Annotated in this window: 19 protein-coding genes; 8 read left to right on the plus strand and 11 right to left on the minus strand. The window is 60.5% G+C overall.

The annotated features are described in order from the left end of the window. Positions 1-62: 62 nt before the first annotated feature. Both BUE92_RS08175 and BUE92_RS28465 read right to left on the minus strand, forming a co-directional pair. A complete protein-coding gene (locus BUE92_RS08175; protein ID WP_073522992.1) occupies positions 63-1022 on the minus strand; it encodes a leucyl aminopeptidase in 960 nt (319 codons plus the stop codon). A 73-nt stretch (positions 1023-1095) separates the two neighbouring features. Next, positions 1096-1233, minus strand: coding sequence for a hypothetical protein (locus BUE92_RS28465; RefSeq protein WP_003175756.1), 138 nt, complete (start codon positions 1231-1233; stop codon positions 1096-1098). Positions 1234-1880: 647 nt separating this feature from the next. On the opposite strand from BUE92_RS28465, the gene BUE92_RS08180 reads away from it, so the two are divergent. Together BUE92_RS08180 and arfB are read left to right on the plus strand one after the other, a co-directional pair. Beyond that, complete coding sequence (locus BUE92_RS08180; RefSeq protein ID WP_057710461.1) at positions 1881-3299, plus strand: amino acid permease; 1419 nt, start codon at positions 1881-1883, stop codon at positions 3297-3299. A gap of 109 nt (positions 3300-3408) precedes the next feature. After that, positions 3409-3822 (plus strand): alternative ribosome rescue aminoacyl-tRNA hydrolase ArfB, encoded by a 414-nt coding sequence (gene arfB / locus BUE92_RS08185; protein WP_003193787.1) that lies wholly within the window; start codon positions 3409-3411, stop codon positions 3820-3822. Here arfB and BUE92_RS08190 read toward each other — a convergent pair. From BUE92_RS08190 to BUE92_RS08200, 3 genes are all read right to left on the minus strand, one after another. Next, complete coding sequence (locus BUE92_RS08190; RefSeq protein WP_073522993.1) at positions 3819-5015, minus strand: MFS transporter; 1197 nt, start codon at positions 5013-5015, stop codon at positions 3819-3821. The two genes, arfB and BUE92_RS08190, sit on opposite strands and share 4 nt — an antisense overlap. Before the next feature lie 103 nt (positions 5016-5118). Further along, on the minus strand, positions 5119-5301 hold the full coding sequence (locus tag BUE92_RS08195; RefSeq protein ID WP_073522995.1) for a hypothetical protein: 183 nt from the start codon (positions 5299-5301) through the stop codon (positions 5119-5121). A gap of 363 nt (positions 5302-5664) precedes the next feature. Further along, positions 5665-5976, minus strand: a complete 312-nt coding sequence (locus BUE92_RS08200) for a DUF962 domain-containing protein (protein WP_073523107.1) — start codon at positions 5974-5976, stop codon at positions 5665-5667. A 160-nt stretch (positions 5977-6136) separates the two neighbouring features. Between BUE92_RS08200 and BUE92_RS08205 the strand changes: the two genes are divergently transcribed. Beyond that, positions 6137-7195: an AraC family transcriptional regulator gene (locus BUE92_RS08205; protein ID WP_073522997.1), complete on the plus strand. Its 1059-nt coding sequence runs from the start codon at positions 6137-6139 to the stop codon at positions 7193-7195. Here the strand turns inward: BUE92_RS08205 and BUE92_RS08210 are convergent. The 6 genes from BUE92_RS08210 to BUE92_RS08235 all read right to left on the minus strand — a co-directional run bounded on the left by BUE92_RS08210 (position 7152) and on the right by BUE92_RS08235 (position 14360). Next, positions 7152-8606 carry a TrkH family potassium uptake protein gene (locus tag BUE92_RS08210; protein WP_073522998.1) on the minus strand — a complete coding sequence of 485 codons (1455 nt, stop codon included), beginning with the start codon at positions 8604-8606 and terminating at the stop codon, positions 7152-7154. The genes BUE92_RS08205 and BUE92_RS08210 overlap by 44 nt on opposite strands. A 301-nt stretch (positions 8607-8907) precedes the next feature. Further along, positions 8908-10245, minus strand: coding sequence for an imelysin family protein (locus BUE92_RS08215; RefSeq protein WP_073522999.1), 1338 nt, complete (start codon positions 10243-10245; stop codon positions 8908-8910). Positions 10246-10371: 126 nt separating this feature from the next. Continuing rightward, positions 10372-12423, minus strand: a complete 2052-nt coding sequence (locus BUE92_RS08220) for a putative bifunctional diguanylate cyclase/phosphodiesterase (protein WP_073523000.1) — start codon at positions 12421-12423, stop codon at positions 10372-10374. 234 nt (positions 12424-12657) lie between these two features. Further along, positions 12658-12834, minus strand: coding sequence for a hypothetical protein (locus BUE92_RS28470; RefSeq protein ID WP_178380695.1), 177 nt, complete (start codon positions 12832-12834; stop codon positions 12658-12660). Positions 12835-12985: 151 nt separating this feature from the next. Then, positions 12986-13582, minus strand: a complete 597-nt coding sequence (locus BUE92_RS08230; protein ID WP_014719672.1) for a superoxide dismutase — start codon at positions 13580-13582, stop codon at positions 12986-12988. A gap of 178 nt (positions 13583-13760) precedes the next feature. Further along, a complete protein-coding gene (locus BUE92_RS08235; protein WP_032895568.1) occupies positions 13761-14360 on the minus strand; it encodes a LysE/ArgO family amino acid transporter in 600 nt (199 codons plus the stop codon). Positions 14361-14459: 99 nt separating this feature from the next. Between BUE92_RS08235 and BUE92_RS08240 the strand changes: the two genes are divergently transcribed. From BUE92_RS08240 to BUE92_RS08260, 5 genes are all read left to right on the plus strand, one after another. Further along, entirely contained in the window at positions 14460-15353 is an 894-nt protein-coding gene (locus BUE92_RS08240) for a LysR family transcriptional regulator ArgP (RefSeq protein WP_073523002.1), read from the plus strand. A 52-nt stretch (positions 15354-15405) separates the two neighbouring features. Then, positions 15406-16404, plus strand: a complete 999-nt coding sequence (locus BUE92_RS08245; RefSeq protein WP_073523004.1) for an NAD-dependent epimerase/dehydratase family protein — start codon at positions 15406-15408, stop codon at positions 16402-16404. Positions 16405-16531: 127 nt separating this feature from the next. After that, complete coding sequence (locus tag BUE92_RS08250; RefSeq protein WP_073523007.1) at positions 16532-17356, plus strand: ATPase; 825 nt, start codon at positions 16532-16534, stop codon at positions 17354-17356. Between the two features lie 219 nt (positions 17357-17575). Continuing rightward, the gene (locus tag BUE92_RS08255; protein ID WP_073523009.1) at positions 17576-18835 is read left to right on the plus strand and encodes a D-mannose isomerase; all 1260 of its coding nucleotides are present in this window, start codon (positions 17576-17578) and stop codon (positions 18833-18835) included. A gap of 104 nt (positions 18836-18939) precedes the next feature. Continuing rightward, positions 18940-20226 (plus strand): ABC transporter substrate-binding protein, encoded by a 1287-nt coding sequence (locus BUE92_RS08260; RefSeq protein ID WP_073523010.1) that lies wholly within the window; start codon positions 18940-18942, stop codon positions 20224-20226. The last annotated feature ends 123 nt before the right edge of the window (positions 20227-20349 follow it).

A 20349-nucleotide genomic window follows, 5' to 3' on the forward strand; every position in this document is an offset into this window, starting at 1 on the left:
GACCCACCGCTATCGCGGGCAAGCCCGGCTCCCGCAGGGATCTCTACCCGTCTGTTGATCTTTTAAAAGGCAAAGGAGCCATCAAACACCGGCTTGTCATCCAGCGCCAATACCCCACTGGCGAAGATCAGGTCCAGGTGATGACTGCCTTTCTGCCCGCCCCCCAAGCCCAGGTGCAACCCGCAGTGGCGCTCTTCAAACCCGGCATTGCGCGCATACAGGTCCTTGACCCCTTCATTGGTGCCAATGCCCAGTTCCTCCACACGGCGGTTGGACGGGTTGGCATTCAGGTACTTGTTGAAATCATCCGCCAGCCCCGGCACATCGCTGGCCACGCTGCAAACGGTGGAGTTCTCGATCCATAACTCCAGCGGCGATTGCAGCACGCCGTATTTGCGTGCAAAGGGGATGGTACTGAGGAAGGTGCCGACAAACCGCACCTGGCCGTTGATGGCCTCGCTGTGGGTGGCGATTTCGCCGGGCGCCAGGTCGTGGTTGCCGACGCCGTTGATATTGGTCCACTTCTTGATGCTGCTCATCGGCGCTTCCAGGCGCGAACCGTGTTTGTCGGTAAAGCTCAGCACGTTGGCCTGGGCCATGCGCCGGATCAGTGTGGCGTTGAGGTCGGCGATGCGTTGGGGCTCGACGCTGAAGGTGTCGTAGAAATAGTCGCCGTAATCCTTGAACAGCAGGGATTTTTTCCAGTGCTCGGCCATCACGCCTTGCAGGGCGCGGATAAAGTCAGGCCCTTCGGCGCGCGGGTTGGGCAGCGTGGAGGAATCGTAGAGAAACAGGTACAGGTCACAGGTTTGAATGGCCTGCGCCAGGGTGTCGGTGGGCGCCAGGTCCAGGCGTTGCAGTTGGAAGTTGAAGCGGGCGGCGCTGCCGTGGGTGATCGCCTGTGCGATGGCGTCATAGCGCTCGGTATGGCCCAGCAACACGGTGGGGCGGTTCAGGCCGTTGAGGGCGGGGTGGTGCGCAAGGTAGTAGAGAAAGTGTTCGACGGCGCGGGCCTTGTCCATGACGGGTGTCCTTCTGTGCCTTGGGTAAGGGGGCAGGCGCCGTGCACAGCGCCTGCCGGATGCCTGCCGGGTATTAGAAAGGCCACATCGCGGTGCCAAAAGGCACAACGGCATCGGCTTGCATCATTTCAACGGCGGCCTCATGGGTCGGCGCTTCAAACCAATCGTCGAGTTGCAGTTCGGTTTCCAGGTCGTTTTCCAGTGCTTGCATGGTGTATCTCCTAGAGGACGTTGATTGAGAACGGCTCACCCACGGGCTTCGCGGGCAAGTGGAAAGAACCTAGAAGAGAGTGTTTCGAAATGCAAAAAATTTATTGACACGGTTTCATTTGGATTTTTTCTTCTGTTTTTTGGCGGATTTTTTTATTCAGGCAAAACAGTAAATTGGCTGAAGCGATTCTTCAAACGTTGCCTTCCGACAGAATTCCGTTGAGGGCTGCAAAAAGCTGACTGTAACGAAGATTTTCCGGCGCGTAACGATAGGTTTACGAAAGTGCCCTGGCGTTGTTGATTATCGCGCGGATGTAAGAATTAGCTGACAGATTCACCGGTGCACTTTCCCGGTGCGTGCCGAAGCTGTCGAGCGGTGTACAATGCGCCGCGTTTTACTGTGACCCCCCTTGCGTACCCACGCAAAAGGCCAAGACCTCAGGGTTTGATCCCCCTGATCACTCCGCCTGGCCACGAGCCGGACGGGTTCGATTTCGTCACAGATAAAAACAAACAGGTGACGCATGACCATTAGAAAGACGCTGTACTCCTGGTGCCTGCGCTGGGGTTTGAGCGGCGCTGCTTGAGTCGGTAATTCAAGGCAGCAACCTGCATTCAACTCTTCAAACCTTGCGTGAGACCCTTTTCATGAGTGGACCCCATTCTTCTTCAGGCGAGCTGAAACGCGGCCTGAAAAACCGGCATATCCAGTTGATCGCCCTTGGTGGCGCCATCGGCACCGGCCTGTTCCTGGGCTCGGCCGGGGTGCTCAAATCCGCCGGCCCGTCGATGATCCTGGGCTATGCCATCTGCGGCTTTATCGCCTTCATGATCATGCGCCAGCTTGGCGAAATGATTGTCGAGGAGCCGGTCGCCGGCTCCTTCAGCCACTTTGCCCACAAGTACTGGGGCGGTTTCGCCGGCTTCCTGTCGGGCTGGAACTGCTGGATCCTGTACATCCTGGTAGGTATGTCGGAGCTGACGGCCGTCGGCAAGTACGTGCACTACTGGTGGCCGGAGATCCCGACCTGGGTCTCTGCGGCGGCGTTTTTCGTGCTGATCAACGCGATCAACCTGGCCAACGTCAAAGTCTTCGGTGAGGCCGAGTTCTGGTTCGCCATCATCAAGGTGGTGGCTATCGTCGGCATGATTGCCCTGGGCAGCTACCTGCTGGTCAGCGGCAGCGGCGGCCCGCAAGCCTCGGTCAGCAACCTGTGGGAGCATGGTGGTTTCTTCCCCCATGGCGTCGGCGGCTTGGTGATGGCCATGGCGATCATCATGTTCTCCTTCGGCGGCCTGGAAATGCTCGGCTTTACCGCTGCCGAAGCCGACCAGCCACGCACCGTGATTCCCAAGGCGATCAATCAGGTGATCTACCGCATCCTGATTTTCTACATCGGTGCCCTGGTGGTGTTACTGTCGCTCACACCGTGGGACAGCCTCTTGGCGACCCTCAACGCCTCTGGCGATGCCTACAGCGGTAGCCCGTTCGTGCAGGTGTTCTCGATGCTGGGCAGTAACACGGCCGCGCATATCCTCAACTTCGTGGTGCTGACGGCCGCGCTGTCGGTGTACAACAGCGGCACCTACTGCAACAGCCGCATGCTTTTGGGCATGGCCGAGCAGGGCGATGCGCCCAAGGCGCTGGCGAAGATCGACAAGCGCGGCGTGCCGGTGCGTTCGATCCTGGCCTCGGCGGCGATCACTCTGGTGGCGGTGCTGATGAACTACCTGATGCCCCATGACGCGCTGGAATTGCTGATGTCGCTGGTGGTGGCCACGTTGGTGATCAACTGGGCGATGATCAGCTTCTCCCATTTCAAGTTCCGCCAGCACATGAACCGCACCGGCCAGGTGCCGCTGTTCAAGGCGCTGTGGTACCCCTATGGCAACATCATCTGCGTAGCGTTCGTGGTGTTTATCCTGGGCACCATGTTGATGATTCCCGGCATTGACCGCTCGGTGTACGCGATCCCGGTGTGGGTGGCGTTCATGGGTGTGTGTTACTGGGTCAAGAACAAGCGGGCGCAGCAGTCCATGGACATGGCGGTCCCAGCGGTGAAGTAAGCGTCAATGTTGTTAAGCAGACCCGGCCTTGTGCCGGGTTTGTTGTTTGAGGAGATGGCCAAGGTGCATTCGCGTATCCTAGGGCTTCTTCCGGAGGACCGTGTTACTCATGCTGGTGATTTCCAACAATGTACAGTTGCCCGATGCCGAGATCGAGCTGACCGCCATTCGCGCCCAGGGTGCTGGTGGGCAGAACGTCAACAAGGTGTCGAGTGCGGTGCACCTGCGGTTTGATATCCCTGCGTCGTCATTGCCGGAATTCTACAAGGAGCGCCTGCTGGCGCTGCGTGACAGCCGGATCACCAGCGAAGGCGTGCTGGTGCTCAAGGCCCAGCAATATCGCACCCAGGAGCAGAACCGCGCCGATGCGCTGGAGCGCCTGGTGGAGTTGATCCAGAGCGCCACCAAGGTCGAAAAAAAGCGCCGTCCGACCAAGCCCACCCTGGGTTCGAAGAAACGCCGTCTGGAGTCCAAGACCAAGCGCGGCAGCATCAAGGCCGGGCGCGGCAAGGTCGACTTCTAGGCGTCGCGTGTTTCTCGGGCCTTGGGCGCCTGGCGGTACAGGTAGAAGCTCAGCAGCAAACCGGCGAAAGCTGCGAGGGCGGCGAACAGGAATATCGAGGCAAAGCCAAAACCTGCCGCCACCGCGCCCGCCAGCGGCCCGGTGATGCCCAGGGACAAGTCGATAAATAGCGAGTAGGCGCCCACCGCCGAGCCACGGCTGGAGGCCGGCACCAGGTTGACCGCCTCTACCCCCAACGCGGGGAACACCAGGGAAAAGCCGAAACCGCTCAACGCTGCACCCGCCAACGCCAGTTGGGCATCCGGCGCCAGCCACAGCAACAGCAGGCCCAGCACTTCCACCGACAGGCAAGCGATTGCGACGCGAAAACCGCCAATGCGGTTGATCAAATTGCCAAACAGCAAGCGTGCGCCGATAAAACTGGCACCGAACAGGCTCAAGGCCCACACCGCGTTATCCCACTGCTGGGTGCTGTAGTACAGCGTGATAAAGGTGGCGATGGTGCCAAAGCCGATGGAGCCCAGCGCCAGCGCGCAACCATGGGGCAGCACGCGGCCCAGCACATTCATGAATGGCAAACGCACGCCGGGCACAATCGGCGCGGCTTGTTTTTTCCAGGCCAACAACACACCCAGCACGGCCAGCAGAATAATGCTGACCCCCATGCTCCACAGCCCGAAATGGCTGACCAGCAACACCCCCAGCGGTGCGCCGACCGCCAGCGCGCCGTAGCTGGCGATGCCGTTCCAAGAAATAACCTTGGCCGTGTTCGCCGCGCCGACGCGGCCAATGCCCCAGCCAATCGCGCCCGACCCCACCAGGCTTTCAGCGCTGCCCAGCACCAGTCGACCTATCAGCAGGCAGCCGAGGCTCAGGGCCGGCAGGCTGGAAAACCACGCCGCCAACAACATGAGCACGCCACTCAAACCACAGCCCACCAGGCCGATCAGCACGGCGCGCTTGCTGCCCAGGTTGTCGATGATCTTGCCGGCATAGGGGCGGCTCAGCAGGGTTGCCAGGTATTGCACGCTGATCACCAGCCCGGCAATGACGGCGCCATAGCCCAGTTGGCTATGGACATAACCCGGCAGTACGGCCAGGGGGATGCCGATATTCAGGTAGCCGATGAAGGTAAACAGCACGATGGAAACGACTTGCAGCGTGACCGCCATGGGGCGCTGGGTATCTGGCATGGGAGAGATCCACTGTCGCAGCAGGTAAAGATAGGCTGCTAATGATACCGGCGCGCAGGCCGGGCAGGGCGGTAAAAATGTAAAACGTCAGATCTAGGGCAGATCAAGCGTGGGCGGGGGCCAGCAATTGGGTGGTCACCAGGGCCGCCAGGGCGTTTTCCTGGGTGCCGAAGCGCTTGAGCAGTGCGGCTTGCTTGTCGGCACTGAGGCGGTTCCAGACTTCGACCATCTGCAAGGCAGCGTCGAGTACAGCGGCGTCTGGCGTGTCGGGAGGGGAAGTGGTCATAGTGAAGGTCTCGGATGATTCAGGCAGTGTGGAAAGCGCTCAAAGGTGCGCTTTCCACACGGTCTGGTACGGCGTCAGTCCCGGCTTTCGCGCTCGACTGGTTTTGCTTCTTTGGCCTCAGGCTGCTTGTCGCTGGCCTGCTGCGGTGTTGGCTGCTCAGTTGGGTGCAGGCTTGGGAAGGGGAGATTAGGTATCTCGTGCATCGTGGTCGCTCCTCGCAAGGTCTGTTTTTTCAATCGCAGGTGATTCCGCGCTCTCAAAAAGCCTTGGCAGGATACAGCACCGTAAATGACAAAAAGACTTTTATCTCCCCGGATGCATAATTTTTCATGGTTCAGTCGCAAGTGACATGAGGTCACACCCCTAGAACGGCACCTTGCCGAGGATCATGTCGCGGTACATCACAAAATCCCCCAACAAGCTGTAGAACGGGTGTTGAAAGGTGGCGGGGCGGTTCTTTTCGAAGAAGAAGTGGCCAATCCAGGCAAAGCTGTAGCCCACCAGAGGCAACGCCAGCAGCAGGACCAATGAGCCTCTGCCGATGGCGTACGCGAGAATGCCTATTACCAGGGTGGTGCCGATAAAGTGCAGGCGTCGGCAGGTGCTGTTGCCATGTTCGCTCAGGTAGTACGGGTAGAACTCGGCAAAACTGTTGAATTTCTTGATGTTTTCCACGGTCACCGGCCCTCTGGTTGTTGTGCCGCCAACGGGTGCGCGGCGGGGAGCTTATTTGAGTCTAGAGTGATCGGTGCTAACAGCCAGTGACAATAGATGCCACTTTAGTATCCTTGGCTTCCTGGCTGCCGTTTGAGCCTGCTTTCAATAAGAAGACGCCATGAGCGAACGAACAACTTCTGCAAGCTGGGTGATGGGCATCGTCAAGGCATTGGAAATGGATGGCCTGGATTGCCGTGCCTTGTTCCGGCAACTGGGCCTGGACTATGGGGCCCTCAGTGACCCCGATGCGCGCTTCCCGCAAGACGCCATGACCCGCCTGTGGCAGCGCGCGGTGGAGGTGTCGGGTAACCCGGCGATTGGCCTGAACATGGGCAAGGTGGTGCGGCCTGCCTCGTTTCATGTTGCCGGTTATGCGTTGATGTCCAGCAACACCCTGGCCGAAGGCTTTATGCGATTGGTGCGCTACCAGCGCATCATCGCCGAAAGCGCTGACTTGAGCTTCCGACTCTTACCCGAAGGCTATGCGCTGATTCTGACTGTGCATGGCGATCACCTGCCGCCCACCCGTCAAAGCGCCGAAGCCTCGCTGGCCAGCGCCCTGGCCCTGTGCGGCTGGCTCACCGGGCGCACACTGCAGCCCCGCAAAGTGCTGCTGCAAGGCGAGCAGCCAGCGGACCTGGCGCCCTACCAACAGGCCTTTCATGCGCCTTTGCAATTCAATGCACACTATGACGCGCTGATTTTCGAGCAGGCTGACATGGAGGCGCCGCTGCCCACGGCCAACGAAGCCATGGCGCTGTTGCATGATCGCTTTGCCGGTGAATACCTGGCGCGTTTTTCCGAAAGCCGCGTGACTCATAAGGCGCGTCAGGTGCTGTGCCGCCTGTTGCCTCAGGGCGAGCCCAAGCGCGAAGCGGTGGCCCAGACGTTGCACCTGTCACAGCGCACTTTGCAGCGGCGGTTGCAGGAAGAGGGCACCAGCTTCCAGGCTTTGCTCGATGACACCCGGCGCGAACTGGCCGAGCAATACCTGGCACAACCCAACATGACCCTGCTGGAAATTGCCTATTTGCTGGGGTTTGCCGACCCGAGCAACTTTTTCCGCGCATTTCGCCGCTGGTTCGATGCAACGCCCGGGGAATACCGGACGCGCTTGCAACAAATGTCGACTGTCAGTGACGCCAGAACGCCGGAATGCACAACACAAACACGGTAATGATCTCCAGGCGCCCCAACAACATGCCCAGGGACAGGATCCACTTGGCGGCATCCGGCAGGGTGGCGAAGTTGCCGGCCGGGCCGATGGTCTCGCCCAGGCCCGGGCCCACGCCGGATACGGTACTGGCGGCGCCGGTCAACGCGGTCATCCAGTCCACGCCCAGCAATGACAGGGCCAGGGCGATCATGCAGATGGTGATGGCGAAGAAAAACGAAAAGGTCAGGATCGAGCGTACGATTTCTTCATCAAGGCGGTGGCCGTTGTACTTCTGCTTGATCACCGCGCGTGGGTGGATCAACTGATTCAAGTTGGCCTTGAGCAGGATGTAGGCCACCTGGAAACGGAAGATCTTGATACCGCCTGCGGTGGAGCCCGAGCAGCCCCCGATAAAGCCCAGGTAGAAAAACAGCATCAGTGAGAAGTTGCCCCACAGGCTGTAGTCCCCCAGTGCAAAGCCGGTGGTGGTCACCACAGACGTCACGTTCAGCGCCACATGGCGCAAGGCATCGAGCCAATGCAGGTCGGTGGTCCACCAGTACCAGGTGCCGAGTACCAGCCAAGTCACCAGCAGCAGGCCAAGCAAGCCTTGCACCTGCTGGTCCTTGATCAGCGCCCGACGGTTGCCGCGCAATGTGGCCACATACAGGGCGAACGGCAAGCTGCCCAGGATCATCACCACCACCGCGACCCAGTGCACCGCCGGTTGTTTCCAATGGGCCAGGGACTCGTCCGAGGTGGAAAACCCACCCGTGGAAATCGCCGACATCGCATGGTTGATCGCATCGAACACGCCCATTCCGGCCCACCAGAAGGCCAGGCTGCCGAAGATGGTGATGCCCACATACGCCGCCACGATCAGGCGCGCCACCATGTGTGAGCGAGGCATGACCTTTTCCGAGCGGTCTGAGGATTCGGTCTGGAACAGGCGCATGCCACCAATGCGCAGCAGCGGCAGGATCGCCACCGCCATGCCGATAAAGCCGATACCGCCGAGCCAGTGCAGCAGCGAACGCCACATCAGGATACCCGGCGACATGCTGTCCAGGCCGCTCAAGACGGTGGCGCCGGTGGCGGTGATGCCGGACATGCTTTCAAAGAACGAGTCGGTGTAGCTGATGTGCTGGGTCAGCAAAAAGGGCAGGGCGGCGAAGATGCACACCACCACCCAACTGCTGACCGTCAGCAAGTACATGTCCCTGGGGCGCAGGTGCACATGCTCTGGGCGGCCAGGGATGACCAGCGCCAGTCCGGCGATAAAGGTAATCAGGCTGGCCCACAGGAACGAGGGCAGGTCGCTGGTGCGTTCGAAGATCACCAGGGTCGCCATCGGGATTACCATGGCGACCGCAAGGGTGATCAGGAAGATGCCGATGATGAAACCGATGATGCGCAGGGTCGGCAACGCCATGAAGTTCGCTCGGGTGATTGGGCAGAGGCGCCATTCTACCTGCGGTGCAGGTCTTGTAAACCAAGGGCTGCCGGTTGATGGAGAACCCCTGCGGAAGCTGGCCTGCCAGCCGGCGCATATCCACCTGACGCCCCGCAATCCAATGTGGGAACTGGCTTGCCTGCGATGGCGGTGTGTCAGTTACAGATTAGTCGACTGAACCGCCGCTATCGCAGGCAAGCCAGCCCACAGGGATAGGCGCGGCAGTTATTGCGCGCATGAAAAAGGCGACCCGCAGGTCGCCTCTTTCAACTGCGCTTGATCAGAACTCGTGATCAGCGCTGTCCGGGTTCAGGTCACTGATGCCCAGCTTGCCGGCAGCGGCTTCGATCGAACCGGTCTGCTTGACCAGGGCGGCAATCGAGTCACGCACGATCTGGTTGCCCTTTTCATTGTCAGCGGCGATCAACTGGTCGTAGTGCTCGCCGTTGTTGGCGTGGTCGACCATCACCTGAATCTTCGCTTCGGTGGCCGCCAGGTCAGCCTTGAGGGCTGCATCGGCTGCCGGGTCGGCCTTGGCCACCAGGGACGACAGGCTGGCGCCGGTCAGCTTGGTGCCGTCAACACGAGTGTATTCGCCCAGGTAGACGTTACGGATGCCCTTGGCGTCGTAGAAGTGCGAGTAATGGGTGTTGTCGCTGAAGCAGTCTTGCTCGTCTTCCGGCGAGTTGGCTTCCAGGGACACCTTCATGCGCTCCCCGGCGAGTTCGCCCAGGGACAGGCTGCCCATGCCGAACAGCATTTTACGCAGGCCATCGGTCGCAGGTTCCGACTCCAGGGTGGCGCGGTAGTTGTCTTCGACGTTGGGCTTCCAGTTGCCGACCATTTCCTGCAGGTCGCTGACCAGCAGTTGGGTGACAGCGCGCAGGTAAGTGCGGCGACGCTCGTTGTGGCCGCCGGTTGCACCGTCACCGGTCATGTAGTCCGACGCCGGGCGGTTGCCCGCGCCTGGGCCGGTGCCGTTAAGGTCCTGGCCCCACAGCAGGAATTCGATGGCGTGGTAGCCGGTGGCGACGTTCGCTTCGGAACCGCCCAGTTCATTGAGGCTGGCGAGTTTTTCCGGAGTGATCTCCTTGACGTCGACCTTGTCTTCGCCCACCTGGATCTCGTTATTGGCGATGATATTGGCGTTGGCTCCTGGGTTGCCCAGCGCGTGTTCGTAGGACTTGTCGACGTAGTCGATCAGGCCTTCGTCCAGGGGCCAGGCGTTCACCTGGCCTTCCCAGTCGTCGATGATGGTGTTGCCGAAGCGGAATACTTCGCTCTGCAGGTAGGGTACGCGCGCGGCGATCCAGGCGGTACGGGCCGCTTTCAGGGTTTCGTCGTTCGGGTTGGCGAGGAAGGTGTCGACTGCGGTCTGCAGGGTTTTTGCGGTGGATTCGGCATCGCTGTACACCGCAAACACCATGTCTGCGTAGTGCGCGACCACGGCCTTGGCGGCCGCTTCGTCGACCTGGCCTGCCGGGGCAGCCGCCGGTGCGGTAGTGCTGGCGGCAGCGGGTGCCTGGGGCGCGGCGGCCTTGTCTTTACCTTCGCCGCAACCGGCGAGAGAAATGGCAATGGCCAGCAGACTGGCGGTGGCCAGGGGCATACGAATCATGGCGAACATCCTGCTTCGGTTGTTGAAAGGGCGCGCGGGGAGCGCAAACGCTGCGACATAATGCGAAAGATTTGCATTTTGTGTAAAGGCTTATACGCAGGAAATGTTGAGTATCGAAGTGTAAATTCAAAGACTCACGGCGTTACTGCGCTCGGACTGCTTCAGATAAGCCGTCAACTCCCGGGCCTGCAGCGGTTTGCTGTAGTGATAACCCTGCCCCTCATGGCACCCCTCGGAGATGATGTAGGCCTCCTGTTCGGCAGTCTCCACCCCTTCGGCAATCACCTGCATGCCCAGGCTTTTGCCCAATTGGATAATGGCGCGCACGATGGTGGCGTCATCGTCGTCGTCCTGCAGGTCCTGGACGAAGCTCTTGTCGATCTTGATCTTGTCCAGGGGCAGGCTCTTGAGGTAACTCAAGGAGGAGTAGCCGGTACCGAAGTCATCAATGGCGATCAGCGCCCCGGAGCGGCGCAGGCTCAGCAGGTGCTGGGCGGCGGTGCTGATGTCTTCCATCAGGCCGGTCTCGGTCACTTCCAGCTCCAGGCTGCGGGGCGGCAGGCGATAGATCTGCATCAGGTTGTTGACCACCCGCGGCAACTCGGTGTGGTGCAGTTGCACGGTGGACAGGTTGACGGCCATGCGCAGCGCGGTGAAACCCTGGTCATGCCATTCGCGCAGTTGCCGGCATGCCTGGTCCAGCACCCATTCGCCAATGGGAATGATGGTGCCGTTCTGTTCCGCCAGCGGAATAAACAAGTCCGGCGGTACCAGCCCATGTTCCGGGTGTTGCCAGCGCAGCAGGGCTTCCACACCGACCACGTGATGGTCGAGATAGCTGATTTGTGGCTGGTACACCAAGTGGAACTGCTCGCGGCCCAAGGCGTCTCGCAAGTCTTTCTCCAGTTCACGGCGCCGGCGCATTTCGCTGTCGACGCTGGCGATATAAAACTGATAGCGGTTGCGCGAGCGGCTCTTGGCCAGGGTCATGGTCTGCTCGGCTTTCTGGAGCAACTTCTCGGTGCTGTCGCCATCTTCCGGGAACAGCGTGATGCCGATGGTGGCGCGCAGGCGGATCAGGTCATGCTCAAGGGCGAACTCTGCTTCCAGGTCATCGAGAATGCTTTGCGCCAGTTCGGCGGCTTCGTAGGGCTGGTCGATATCGGCTTGTACCAGGGCGAACTGGTCACCGCCCAGGCGGGCGAGCGTGCCCAGGCGGCCACTATGGGCGCGCAAGCGATCAGCCAGCGCCAACAAGAGTTTGTCGCCGGCCTGGTAGGTGAATTGCTCGTTGACGCTCTTGAAGTCATCCAGCCCCACGCACAACACCGCGACACGGCGTTGCCGGCGGCCGGCGTCCGTGAGGATTTTATCCAGTTGCGCCTGCAACTTCTGGCGGTTCGGCAGGCCGGTCAGGAAGTCGTACTGGGCCATGCGCAACAGGCTCGATTCGGCCTCGTGGCGCAGGTGGGTATTGCGCTCGATGGATTCGAGCAATTGGTTGGCGGTGTTTATCCACTGCCCCAGTTCGTTGCGTTCGTGGCCCTTGAGCTGAGGGATCTTGTGTTCGCTGGGACGGTCCGGGTTGATCGAAGTCAGGTGCCCGATCATCCGCGACAGCGGTTTGGTGAGCATCCAGTGATACACCAGGTACAGCACCAGCCCCATGACCAGGGCGCGCAATACGCCCGAGATAAAGATGATGACCGAGCTGACCAGAAAACTTCGGCCATAGGTCGCGGTGTCGAGGGTGATGCTGAGGTCGCCGTAATATTCGCTGTAGGGGCCCTTGCCGACCAACGCAGTGGTAAAGGAACGTTCCTGGCCAAGAATCAAGTCGGTCAACCAGCGGCTGGGAGACTGCTGCAAAGCGCGGCTTTTTTCCGCCAGCATGGTCTCGTTGGGGTGACCGATAGAGGCCATGCGCACGGCGTCGTCCTGAAACAGACCTTCGATCACTTGCATGCCCATCTCGCGATCCAGGCTGTACACGGCCTGGGTTGAGGGGTCACGAAACATGTCGAGGATACGCTGGGCATCACCTTCCACGGCGTGGCGCGTCTTGTAGGCATCAAAAACGATCTGCGCCACGCTCAGTGCCACACCCACAATCAAGGCCGACAGCAGCACAACCCGTAGCAACTTCACCGACAAGCTGTTCTTGAGTTCCAGCTTCAAAGGGGCATTCCTTGTCTCATGCGGGTGGCCGTCAATATGCCATGAGTATTGGCAATCTGGTGATGGCAGTCAAAGGGACATTCGGGCCTGTGATCAATTGAGGGGGATGGCGAAACGCGCAGGAATCCCAGCTTATGTCACGATGTTTTAGACGTGGACAAAGGGCCGGGCGTACGCTGGAGGCTTGGCAGAGAAGAAGGCGGAGCAGACCCCGCCTTCTATTTGGCGACGCTCTCAATAATTGACCTTGCCCTCTGGCTGTTGCTCTTCCCCACCGACCTTTGATTGTTCACCTGCTATGTCTACGAGTTTGCCCGTCAAGTCCAGTGCGCTTTTTGCCAGGTCCATTCCCTTCTCAAGAAGACCGGATAACATTGGCATTGCACCCGCGGCCGTTGAAATAGGATCCATTGTCATTCTCCACATTGGTTCTGGAGGTTTATTCCTCCTGGCGCTTGTGTGGTGAATGACTACCGTTGGGTTCCGGACTTTCTGGCATGGCAATCAGGGCACCCATGAAAAAGCCCGGCAATCGCCGGGCTCTTTCTACTGCAAGCGTCGCTTAGGCAGTGAAGGCCTTGCCTTCGAACTGCTCAGCCACGAACTTCCAGTTGACCAGGTTCCAGAACGCTTCCACATACTTTGGACGCACGTTGCGGTAGTCGATGTAGTAGGCGTGTTCCCAGACGTCGCAGGTCAACAGCGGGGTGTCGCCGTTGGTCAGCGGGTTGCCGGCACCGATGGTGCTGGCCAGGGCCAGGGAACCGTCAGCCTTTTTCACCAGCCAGCCCCAACCGGAACCGAAGGTGCCGACCGAAGTCTTGGTGAACTCTTCCTTGAACTTGTCGAACGAACCGAACGCAGCGTTGATGGCTTCAGCCAGTGCGCCGGTTGGTTGGCCACCGGCGTTTGGCGCCAGGCAGTTCCAATAGAAAGTGTGGTTCCAGACCTGAGCGGCGTTGTTGAAGATGCCGCCCGAGGAAGACTTGACGATCTCTTCCAGGGTCTTGCCTTCGAACTCGGTGCCAGGCACCAGGTTGTTCAGGTTCACGACATAGGTGTTGTGGTGCTTGTCGTGGTGGTATTCCAAGGTTTCCTTGGAGATGTGCGGCTGCAGGGCATCGTGTGCGTAGGGCAGCGGCGGCAATTCGAAAGCCATGATGATTCTCCTAATCAGGTCAGTTGCGGTGAGCGCAAGGCCGATCACGGGCGGCCAAACATGCGCCGGGGAGTTTGTACTCTTTGCGGCGCAGGGGTCCGATCATAGCACCGGGGGTGCGGCATAACCACGCAACAACTGTGTGGGATAGAGGTTCCAGAGCGTTTTGGAATATTGCTCAGGCGCTGATCAGTTGATAGGCCACCGAGAACATCATCGCGGCCACCAGCAGGTCCAGCAGGCGCCAGGTGGCCGGGCGTGCCAGCCAGGGTGCCAGCCATGCCGCGCCCAGCGCCAGGGTGGCGAACCACAGGAACGAGGCACTGGCTGCTCCGGCTACATAAGCACCAGGTTCGGTTTGTTGCGCGCCCAGGGAGCCGATCAGCAGGACGGTGTCCAGGTAGACATGGGGGTTGAGCAAGGTGACCGCCAAAGCGCTCAGCAGCACAGCGCGCAATGAGCGCGTCTTGAGGCTGTCGCTTTGGTCCAGGCTCTGCTTGGAGCACGCCCTGCGCAGCGCGCATGCGCCGTACCAGAGCAAGAACGCTGCGCCGCCCCAGCGTGCCACCGCCAGCAGTATCGGGCTCTGCGCCAGCACGGTGGCTAGCCCGAATACCCCCGCGGCCACTAGCAATGCGTCGCAGATCACACACAACGCCGCCACGGGTAAGTGATGTTCGCGGCGCAGGCTCTGCGCGAGTACGAATGCATTCTGGCTGCCGATTGCCATGATCAGCCCGAGGGCCACCAGCAAACCGTTCATATAGCTTTGCCACATAGGGGAGATCCTTGTTGATGCTCAAACGATGCTGGCTATGGTGCGGGTCGGGGCTGTATAAGAAAAACCAATATTGCTGATCGCTCATTAGAGAAACTGATGTTCGACTATAAATTGCTTTCCGCCTTGGCGGCGGTGGTGGAACAAGCCGGCTTCGAGCGCGGTGCCCAGGTGTTGGGACTGTCGCAGTCAGCCATCTCCCAACGTATCAAGCTATTGGAGGCGCGCGTCGGCCAACCAGTGTTGGTGCGCGCCTCGCCGCCGACACCCACCGATATCGGCCGGCGCCTGCTCAACCATGTGCAACAGGTGCGTTTGCTGGAGCGTGACCTGCAAAGCCAGGTGCCGGCCCTGGACGAGGAGGGCATGCCCGAGCGCCTGCGCATTGCCCTGAATGCCGACAGCCTCGCCACTTGGTGGGCCGAGGCGGTCAGCGACTTCTGCGCCGAACAGCATTTGTTGCTGGACCTGGTGGTCGAAGACCAGACCGTGGGCCTCAAGCGCATGCGCGCTGGGGAAGTGGCGGCCTGTATCTGCGCCAGCGAACGGCCCGTGGCTGGCGCTCGCAGCCTGTTGCTGGGTGCCATGCGTTATCGGGCGCTGGCCAGCCCGGCCTTCCTGGCGCGGCATTTTCCTGGAGGGGTGCGGGCCGACCAGTTGGCGCGCACGCCTGCGTTGGTGTTCGGCCCGGACGATTTCCTGCAGCACCGCTACCTGGCGTCCCTGGGAGTGGACGGTGGTTTCGAACACCATCTATGCCCGTCGTCCGAAGGTTTTATCCGCCTGACGGAAGCCGGCCTGGGGTGGGGCCTGGTGCCTGAATTGCAGGTGCGCGACCAGTTGGAAACCGGCGTATTGGTCGAGTTATTGCCAGATAAGCCCATCGACGTGCCGCTGTACTGGCATCATTGGCGCAGCGGCGGGCAACTGTTGGGCTTGTTGACCGACCATCTGGCCGATGTGTGTGGCCATTGGTTGGTGCCGTTGGAGTGATGGCGGGCGTCAAGGCAACAGCGATGAAAAACGAAAGAACACGGAGTACAACATGAAAATTCTGGTCACCGGCGCAAGCGGCTTCATTGGCGGGCGCTTTGCGCGCTTCGCCCTTGAACAAGGCCTGGACGTGCGGGTCAACGGGCGGCGCGCCGAGGGTGTGGAACACCTGGTGCGGCGCGGTGCCGAGTTTGTCCAGGGTGATTTGAATGATGCCGATCTGGTACGCGACCTGTGCCGCGATGTCGAAGCCGTGGTGCATTGTGCCGGCGCCGTCGGGCTGTGGGGCAAGTACCAGGACTTCCACCAGAACAACGTGCTGGTCACCGAAAACGTCGTCGAAGCCTGCCTGAAACAGCGCGTCGGGCGCCTGGTGCACCTGTCGTCGCCGTCGATCTACTTTGACGGTCGCGATCACCTTGGTCTCACCGAAGAGCAAGTGCCCAAGCGTTTCAAACATCCCTATGCCGCCACCAAGTACCTGGCCGAGCAGAAGGTGTTCGGCGCCCAGGAGTTCGGCCTGCAAGTGATAGCCCTGCGCCCGCGCTTTGTCACCGGGGCCGGCGATATGAGCATCTTCCCACGCCTGCTGAAAATGCAGCGCAAGAACCGCCTGGCGATCGTCGGTGACGGCTTGAACAAAGTTGACTTCACCAGCGTGCACAACCTCAACGAGGCGCTGCTCAGCAGCTTGCTCGCCACCGGCTCGGCGTTGGGCAAAGCCTACAACATCAGCAACGGCGCACCGGTGCCGATCTGGGATGTGGTGAATTACGTGATGCGGCAAATGGAGCTGCCTCAAGTGACGCGTTATCGGTCCTACGGTTTGTCCTACAGCGTGGCGGCGTTGAACGAGGCATTCTGCGCGATGTGGCCGGGGCGGCCGGAACCGGCGTTATCGCGTCTGGGCATGCAAGTGATGAACAAAAACTTCACCCTCGACATCAGTCGCGCCAGGCATTATCTCGACTACGAGCCCAAGGTCAGCCTGTGGGCCGCGCTCGACGAGTTCTGCAGTTGGTGGAAAGCCCAGGACCCGGGCCGCCAATAACCTCATAAGCTGCAACACTTCGGGAACCCAATTCCAGGTTCCGAGTCGATCCATGCGCCGGGAGTGCGGTTTATACTCCTGCCGCTCGGCTTTACAGCCAGCCATCTCATTGATTCAGGGTAGATTCATGCGTAACGATGCTAAAGACGACTTCGACAACGTTCCCAGCCTGCGGGCCGACCTTGGGGATGACGATGATTTCGTGCCGACCCCCGCGACGTCGGTGCGTTCGCGAACGACGCCCGTGGTCAAGGTCAAGAGCGCCAGCACCGGCCCGTTGTGGGCACTGGTCGGCGCGCTGTTGATCGCCTTCGCGGGCCTGGCTTGGTGGAGCTTCCAGCAGATCTCCCTGATGGGCCAGCAGTTGGTCGCCACCCAGGAAAGCTTTGCCCGCATCAGCGAGGAAGCGGCGGGGCGCCTGCAGGCGATTTCCGGGAAGGTCGTGGCCAGCGAAGCGAATGTAAACAACGGCAGCGAAGCCTTGAAGCTGCAGATCAAGCAGCTGGAAGCCCAGTTGCAGGAGCAGGGCAAGCAACAGTTGGGCGTAGCGGGTCAAGCCACCGAGTTGGACAGCCGCCTGGCCCAGATGAGTGCCAGCAACACCGAGCTGACAGCGGCCAATACCAAGCTGCAAGGCCAGGTGCAGGCCCTCACTGACGCGGTCGCCAGCCTCACGGCAGCACAGGCCGAGAGCAAGGGCCTGGCCACCGATGTGGCGGCCTTGAAGAAACAAGGCAACCCAAGTGCGGCCATCGCCCGCCTCGAGCAGGACGTGCTGGTGCTCAAGAGCGCCCAGGAAAACCAGCCGGCCAATATCGACGCGCCGACCAACAAGGAATTCGACGTGTTCCGCATCCAGACCACGCGCAATATCACCACCTTGCAGAGCCAGGTGCAGAACTTGAATCAGCGTCTCAATGCGCCTGCTGCGGCCACGCCACTGGGCCAATGAACGCAAATCGCCCTCTGTAGGAGCGAGCTTGCTCGCGAAAAACGTTAACGATAACGGGTACTTGCTGAATGAACGCGGCGCCTGTGAGTTTTTCGCGAGCAAGCTCGCTCCTACATGGATTGTCACCGCTCGGTGACATTTCTTTTCCCCTTCGTTACTTGCCCCTGCCGCGCCCTTGTTTAGACTCCGGTCATCCCAAAAAAACAATAAGGGCCACCCATGACCACCCATCCACTGCCTGCCAGCAGTTGGCTGAATGCACCTGCCCATCACGCTTGGCTCGCCGCGGAAGGCCAGCGTCTGCTGGCGTTCGCCAAGGCCTCGCGCCTGCCGGACGGTTTCGGCAACCTTGACGATAAGGGCCAGTTGCCGGCCAATGCCCGCGCCGAAACCATGAACACCGCGCGCATGACCCACAGCTTTGCCATGGCCCATGCCATGGGGTTGCCGGGTTATGCCGAGCTGGTGGCGCACGGTGTGGCAGCGCTCAGCGGCCCGCTGCGTGACAGTGAACACGGTGGCTGGTTCGCCGCGCCCCACGCGGCTGACGGCAACACCGGCAAGGCCGCCTACCTGCACGCCTTCGTGGCCCTCGCCGCCAGCTCTGCCGTGGTGGCCGGCGCGCCGGGTGCGCACACATTAATGAACGACGCCGTCCATATTATCGACCAGTTCTTCTGGAGCGAAGAGGAGGGCGTCATGCTCGAATCCTTTTCCCGGGACTGGAGCGGCGTCGAAGCCTATCGTGGTGCCAACAGCAACATGCACGCCACCGAAGCTTTCCTGGCGCTGGCCGATGTCAGTGGTGATACGCGCTGGCTGGACCGCGCGCTGCGCATCGTCGAACGGGTCATCCACACCCACGCCGTCGGCAACCAGTTCATGGTGATCGAACATTTCGACGCGCAGTGGAAACCTTTGCTCGGTTACAACGAAGACAACCCTGCCGATGGCTTTCGTCCTTATGGCATCACCCCCGGCCATGGTTTCGAATGGGCGCGGTTGCTGCTGCACCTGGAAGCTGCGCGCCTTAAGGCCAAGCTGGCCACGCCCGACTGGCTGGTGAGCGACGCCAAAGGCCTGTTCGCCAGTGCCTGCGAGTACGCCTGGGCGGTGGATGGTGCGCCGGGCCTTGTCTACACTCTGGATTGGAACCAGCGCCCGGTGGTACGCGAGCGCCTGCACTGGACCCACGCCGAAGCCAGCGCCGCTGCTCAGGCGCTGCTCAAACGTACCGGTGAGCTGCATTACGAAACCTGGTACCGACGCTTCTGGGAATTTTGCGAAACCCACTTCATCGACCGGCTCCAGGGCAGTTGGCACCACGAACTCAGCCCGCACAACCAACCCAGCAGTAAAATCTGGGGCGGTAAACCTGACCTGTACCATGCCTGGCAAGCGGTCGTGCTGCCTGCACTGCCCTTGGCGCCCAGCCTGGCCAGCGCATTGGGCAGTGGATGCTATGTCACCAGATGGTGACATTTGTGCGTCCCTTTGTTACCTGCGCCCTGAAAATCCATGTTTAAACTCCGTGCAGCGCAAGCTCTAGACTTGCATGCATAACAACAAGAAAAGGTACTCAGATGAACGCGATTAATCGCCTCGCCGTCGCTATTTCCATTGCCTCGTTGTTCCCCCTCAGTGCATTTGCCGCCGACTCCAAAGGTACGGTGGAAGTGGTGCATTGGTGGACCTCCGGCGGTGAAAAAGCGGCTGTGGATGTCCTGAAGGCCCAAGTTGAGAAAGACGGCTTCACCTGGAAAGACGGTGCCGTAGCCGGCGGCGGTGGCGCCACCGCCATGACCGTGCTGAAAAGCCGCGCGGTCGCTGGCAACCCGCCAGGCGTTGCCCAGATCAAAGGCCCCGACATCCAGGAATGGGCGTCTACTGGCCTGCTCGACACCGACGTGCTCAAAGACGTCGCCAAAGAAGAAAAATGGGATTCGCTGCTCGACAAGAAAGTCTCCGACACCGTGAAATACGACGGTGACTACGTGGCCGTGCCGGTGAATATCCACCGCGTGAACTGGCTGTGGATCAACCCGGAAGTCTTCAAGAAAGCCGGCATCACCAAGAACCCAACTACCCTCGAAGAATTCTACGCAGCGGGCGACAAGCTCAAGGCTGCAGGCTTCATTGCGCTCGCCCACGGCGGCCAGCCTTGGCAGGACAGCACCGTGTTCGAAGCGGTGGTGCTCTCGGTGATGGGTGCCGATGGCTACAAGAAAGCCCTGGTCGACCTGGATAACGGCGCCCTGACCGGCCCGGAAATGGTCAAGGCCCTCACCGAGCTGAAGAAAGTCGCGACCTACATGGACGTCGACGGCAAGGGCCAGGACTGGAACCTGGAAGCTGGCAAGGTCATCAACGGCAAGGCCGGCATGCAGATCATGGGTGACTGGGCCAAGTCCGAATGGACTGCGGCCAAGAAAGTCGCCGGCAAGGATTATGAGTGCGTAGCGTTCCCGGGCACCGACAAAGCCTTCACCTACAACATCGACTCCCTGGCGGTGTTCAAGCAGAAAGACAAAGGCACTGCCGCGGGCCAGCAGGACATCGCCAAAGTTGTGCTGGGTGAAAACTTCCAGAAGGTGTTCAGCATCAACAAGGGCTCGATCCCTGTGCGTAACGACATGCTGACCAAGATGGAATCCTACGGCTTTGATTCCTGCGCCCAGACCGCCGCCAAGGACTTCCTGACCGACGCCAAGACTGGCGGCCTGCAGCCAAGCATGGCCCACAACATGGCCACGACCCTGGCGGTACAGGGTGCGTTCTTTGACGTCGTGACCAACTACATCAACGACCCGAAAGCCGACCCGGCCGATACTGCCAAGAAGCTGGGTGCTGCGATCAAGTCGGCCAAGTAACAGTTGTGGAGCGGGCTTGTGTGGGAGCGGGCTTGCTCGCGAAAGCGGTGTATCAGACAGCATGTTTGGTGACTGACCTGCCGCTTTCGCGAGCAAGCCCGCTCCCACACGAACCGCGTACCA

Origin of the sequence: Pseudomonas fluorescens, from assembly GCF_001902145.1 — a bacterium.
In the GTDB taxonomy this organism is placed as follows: Bacteria; Pseudomonadota; Gammaproteobacteria; order Pseudomonadales; family Pseudomonadaceae; genus Aquipseudomonas; species Aquipseudomonas fluorescens_BV.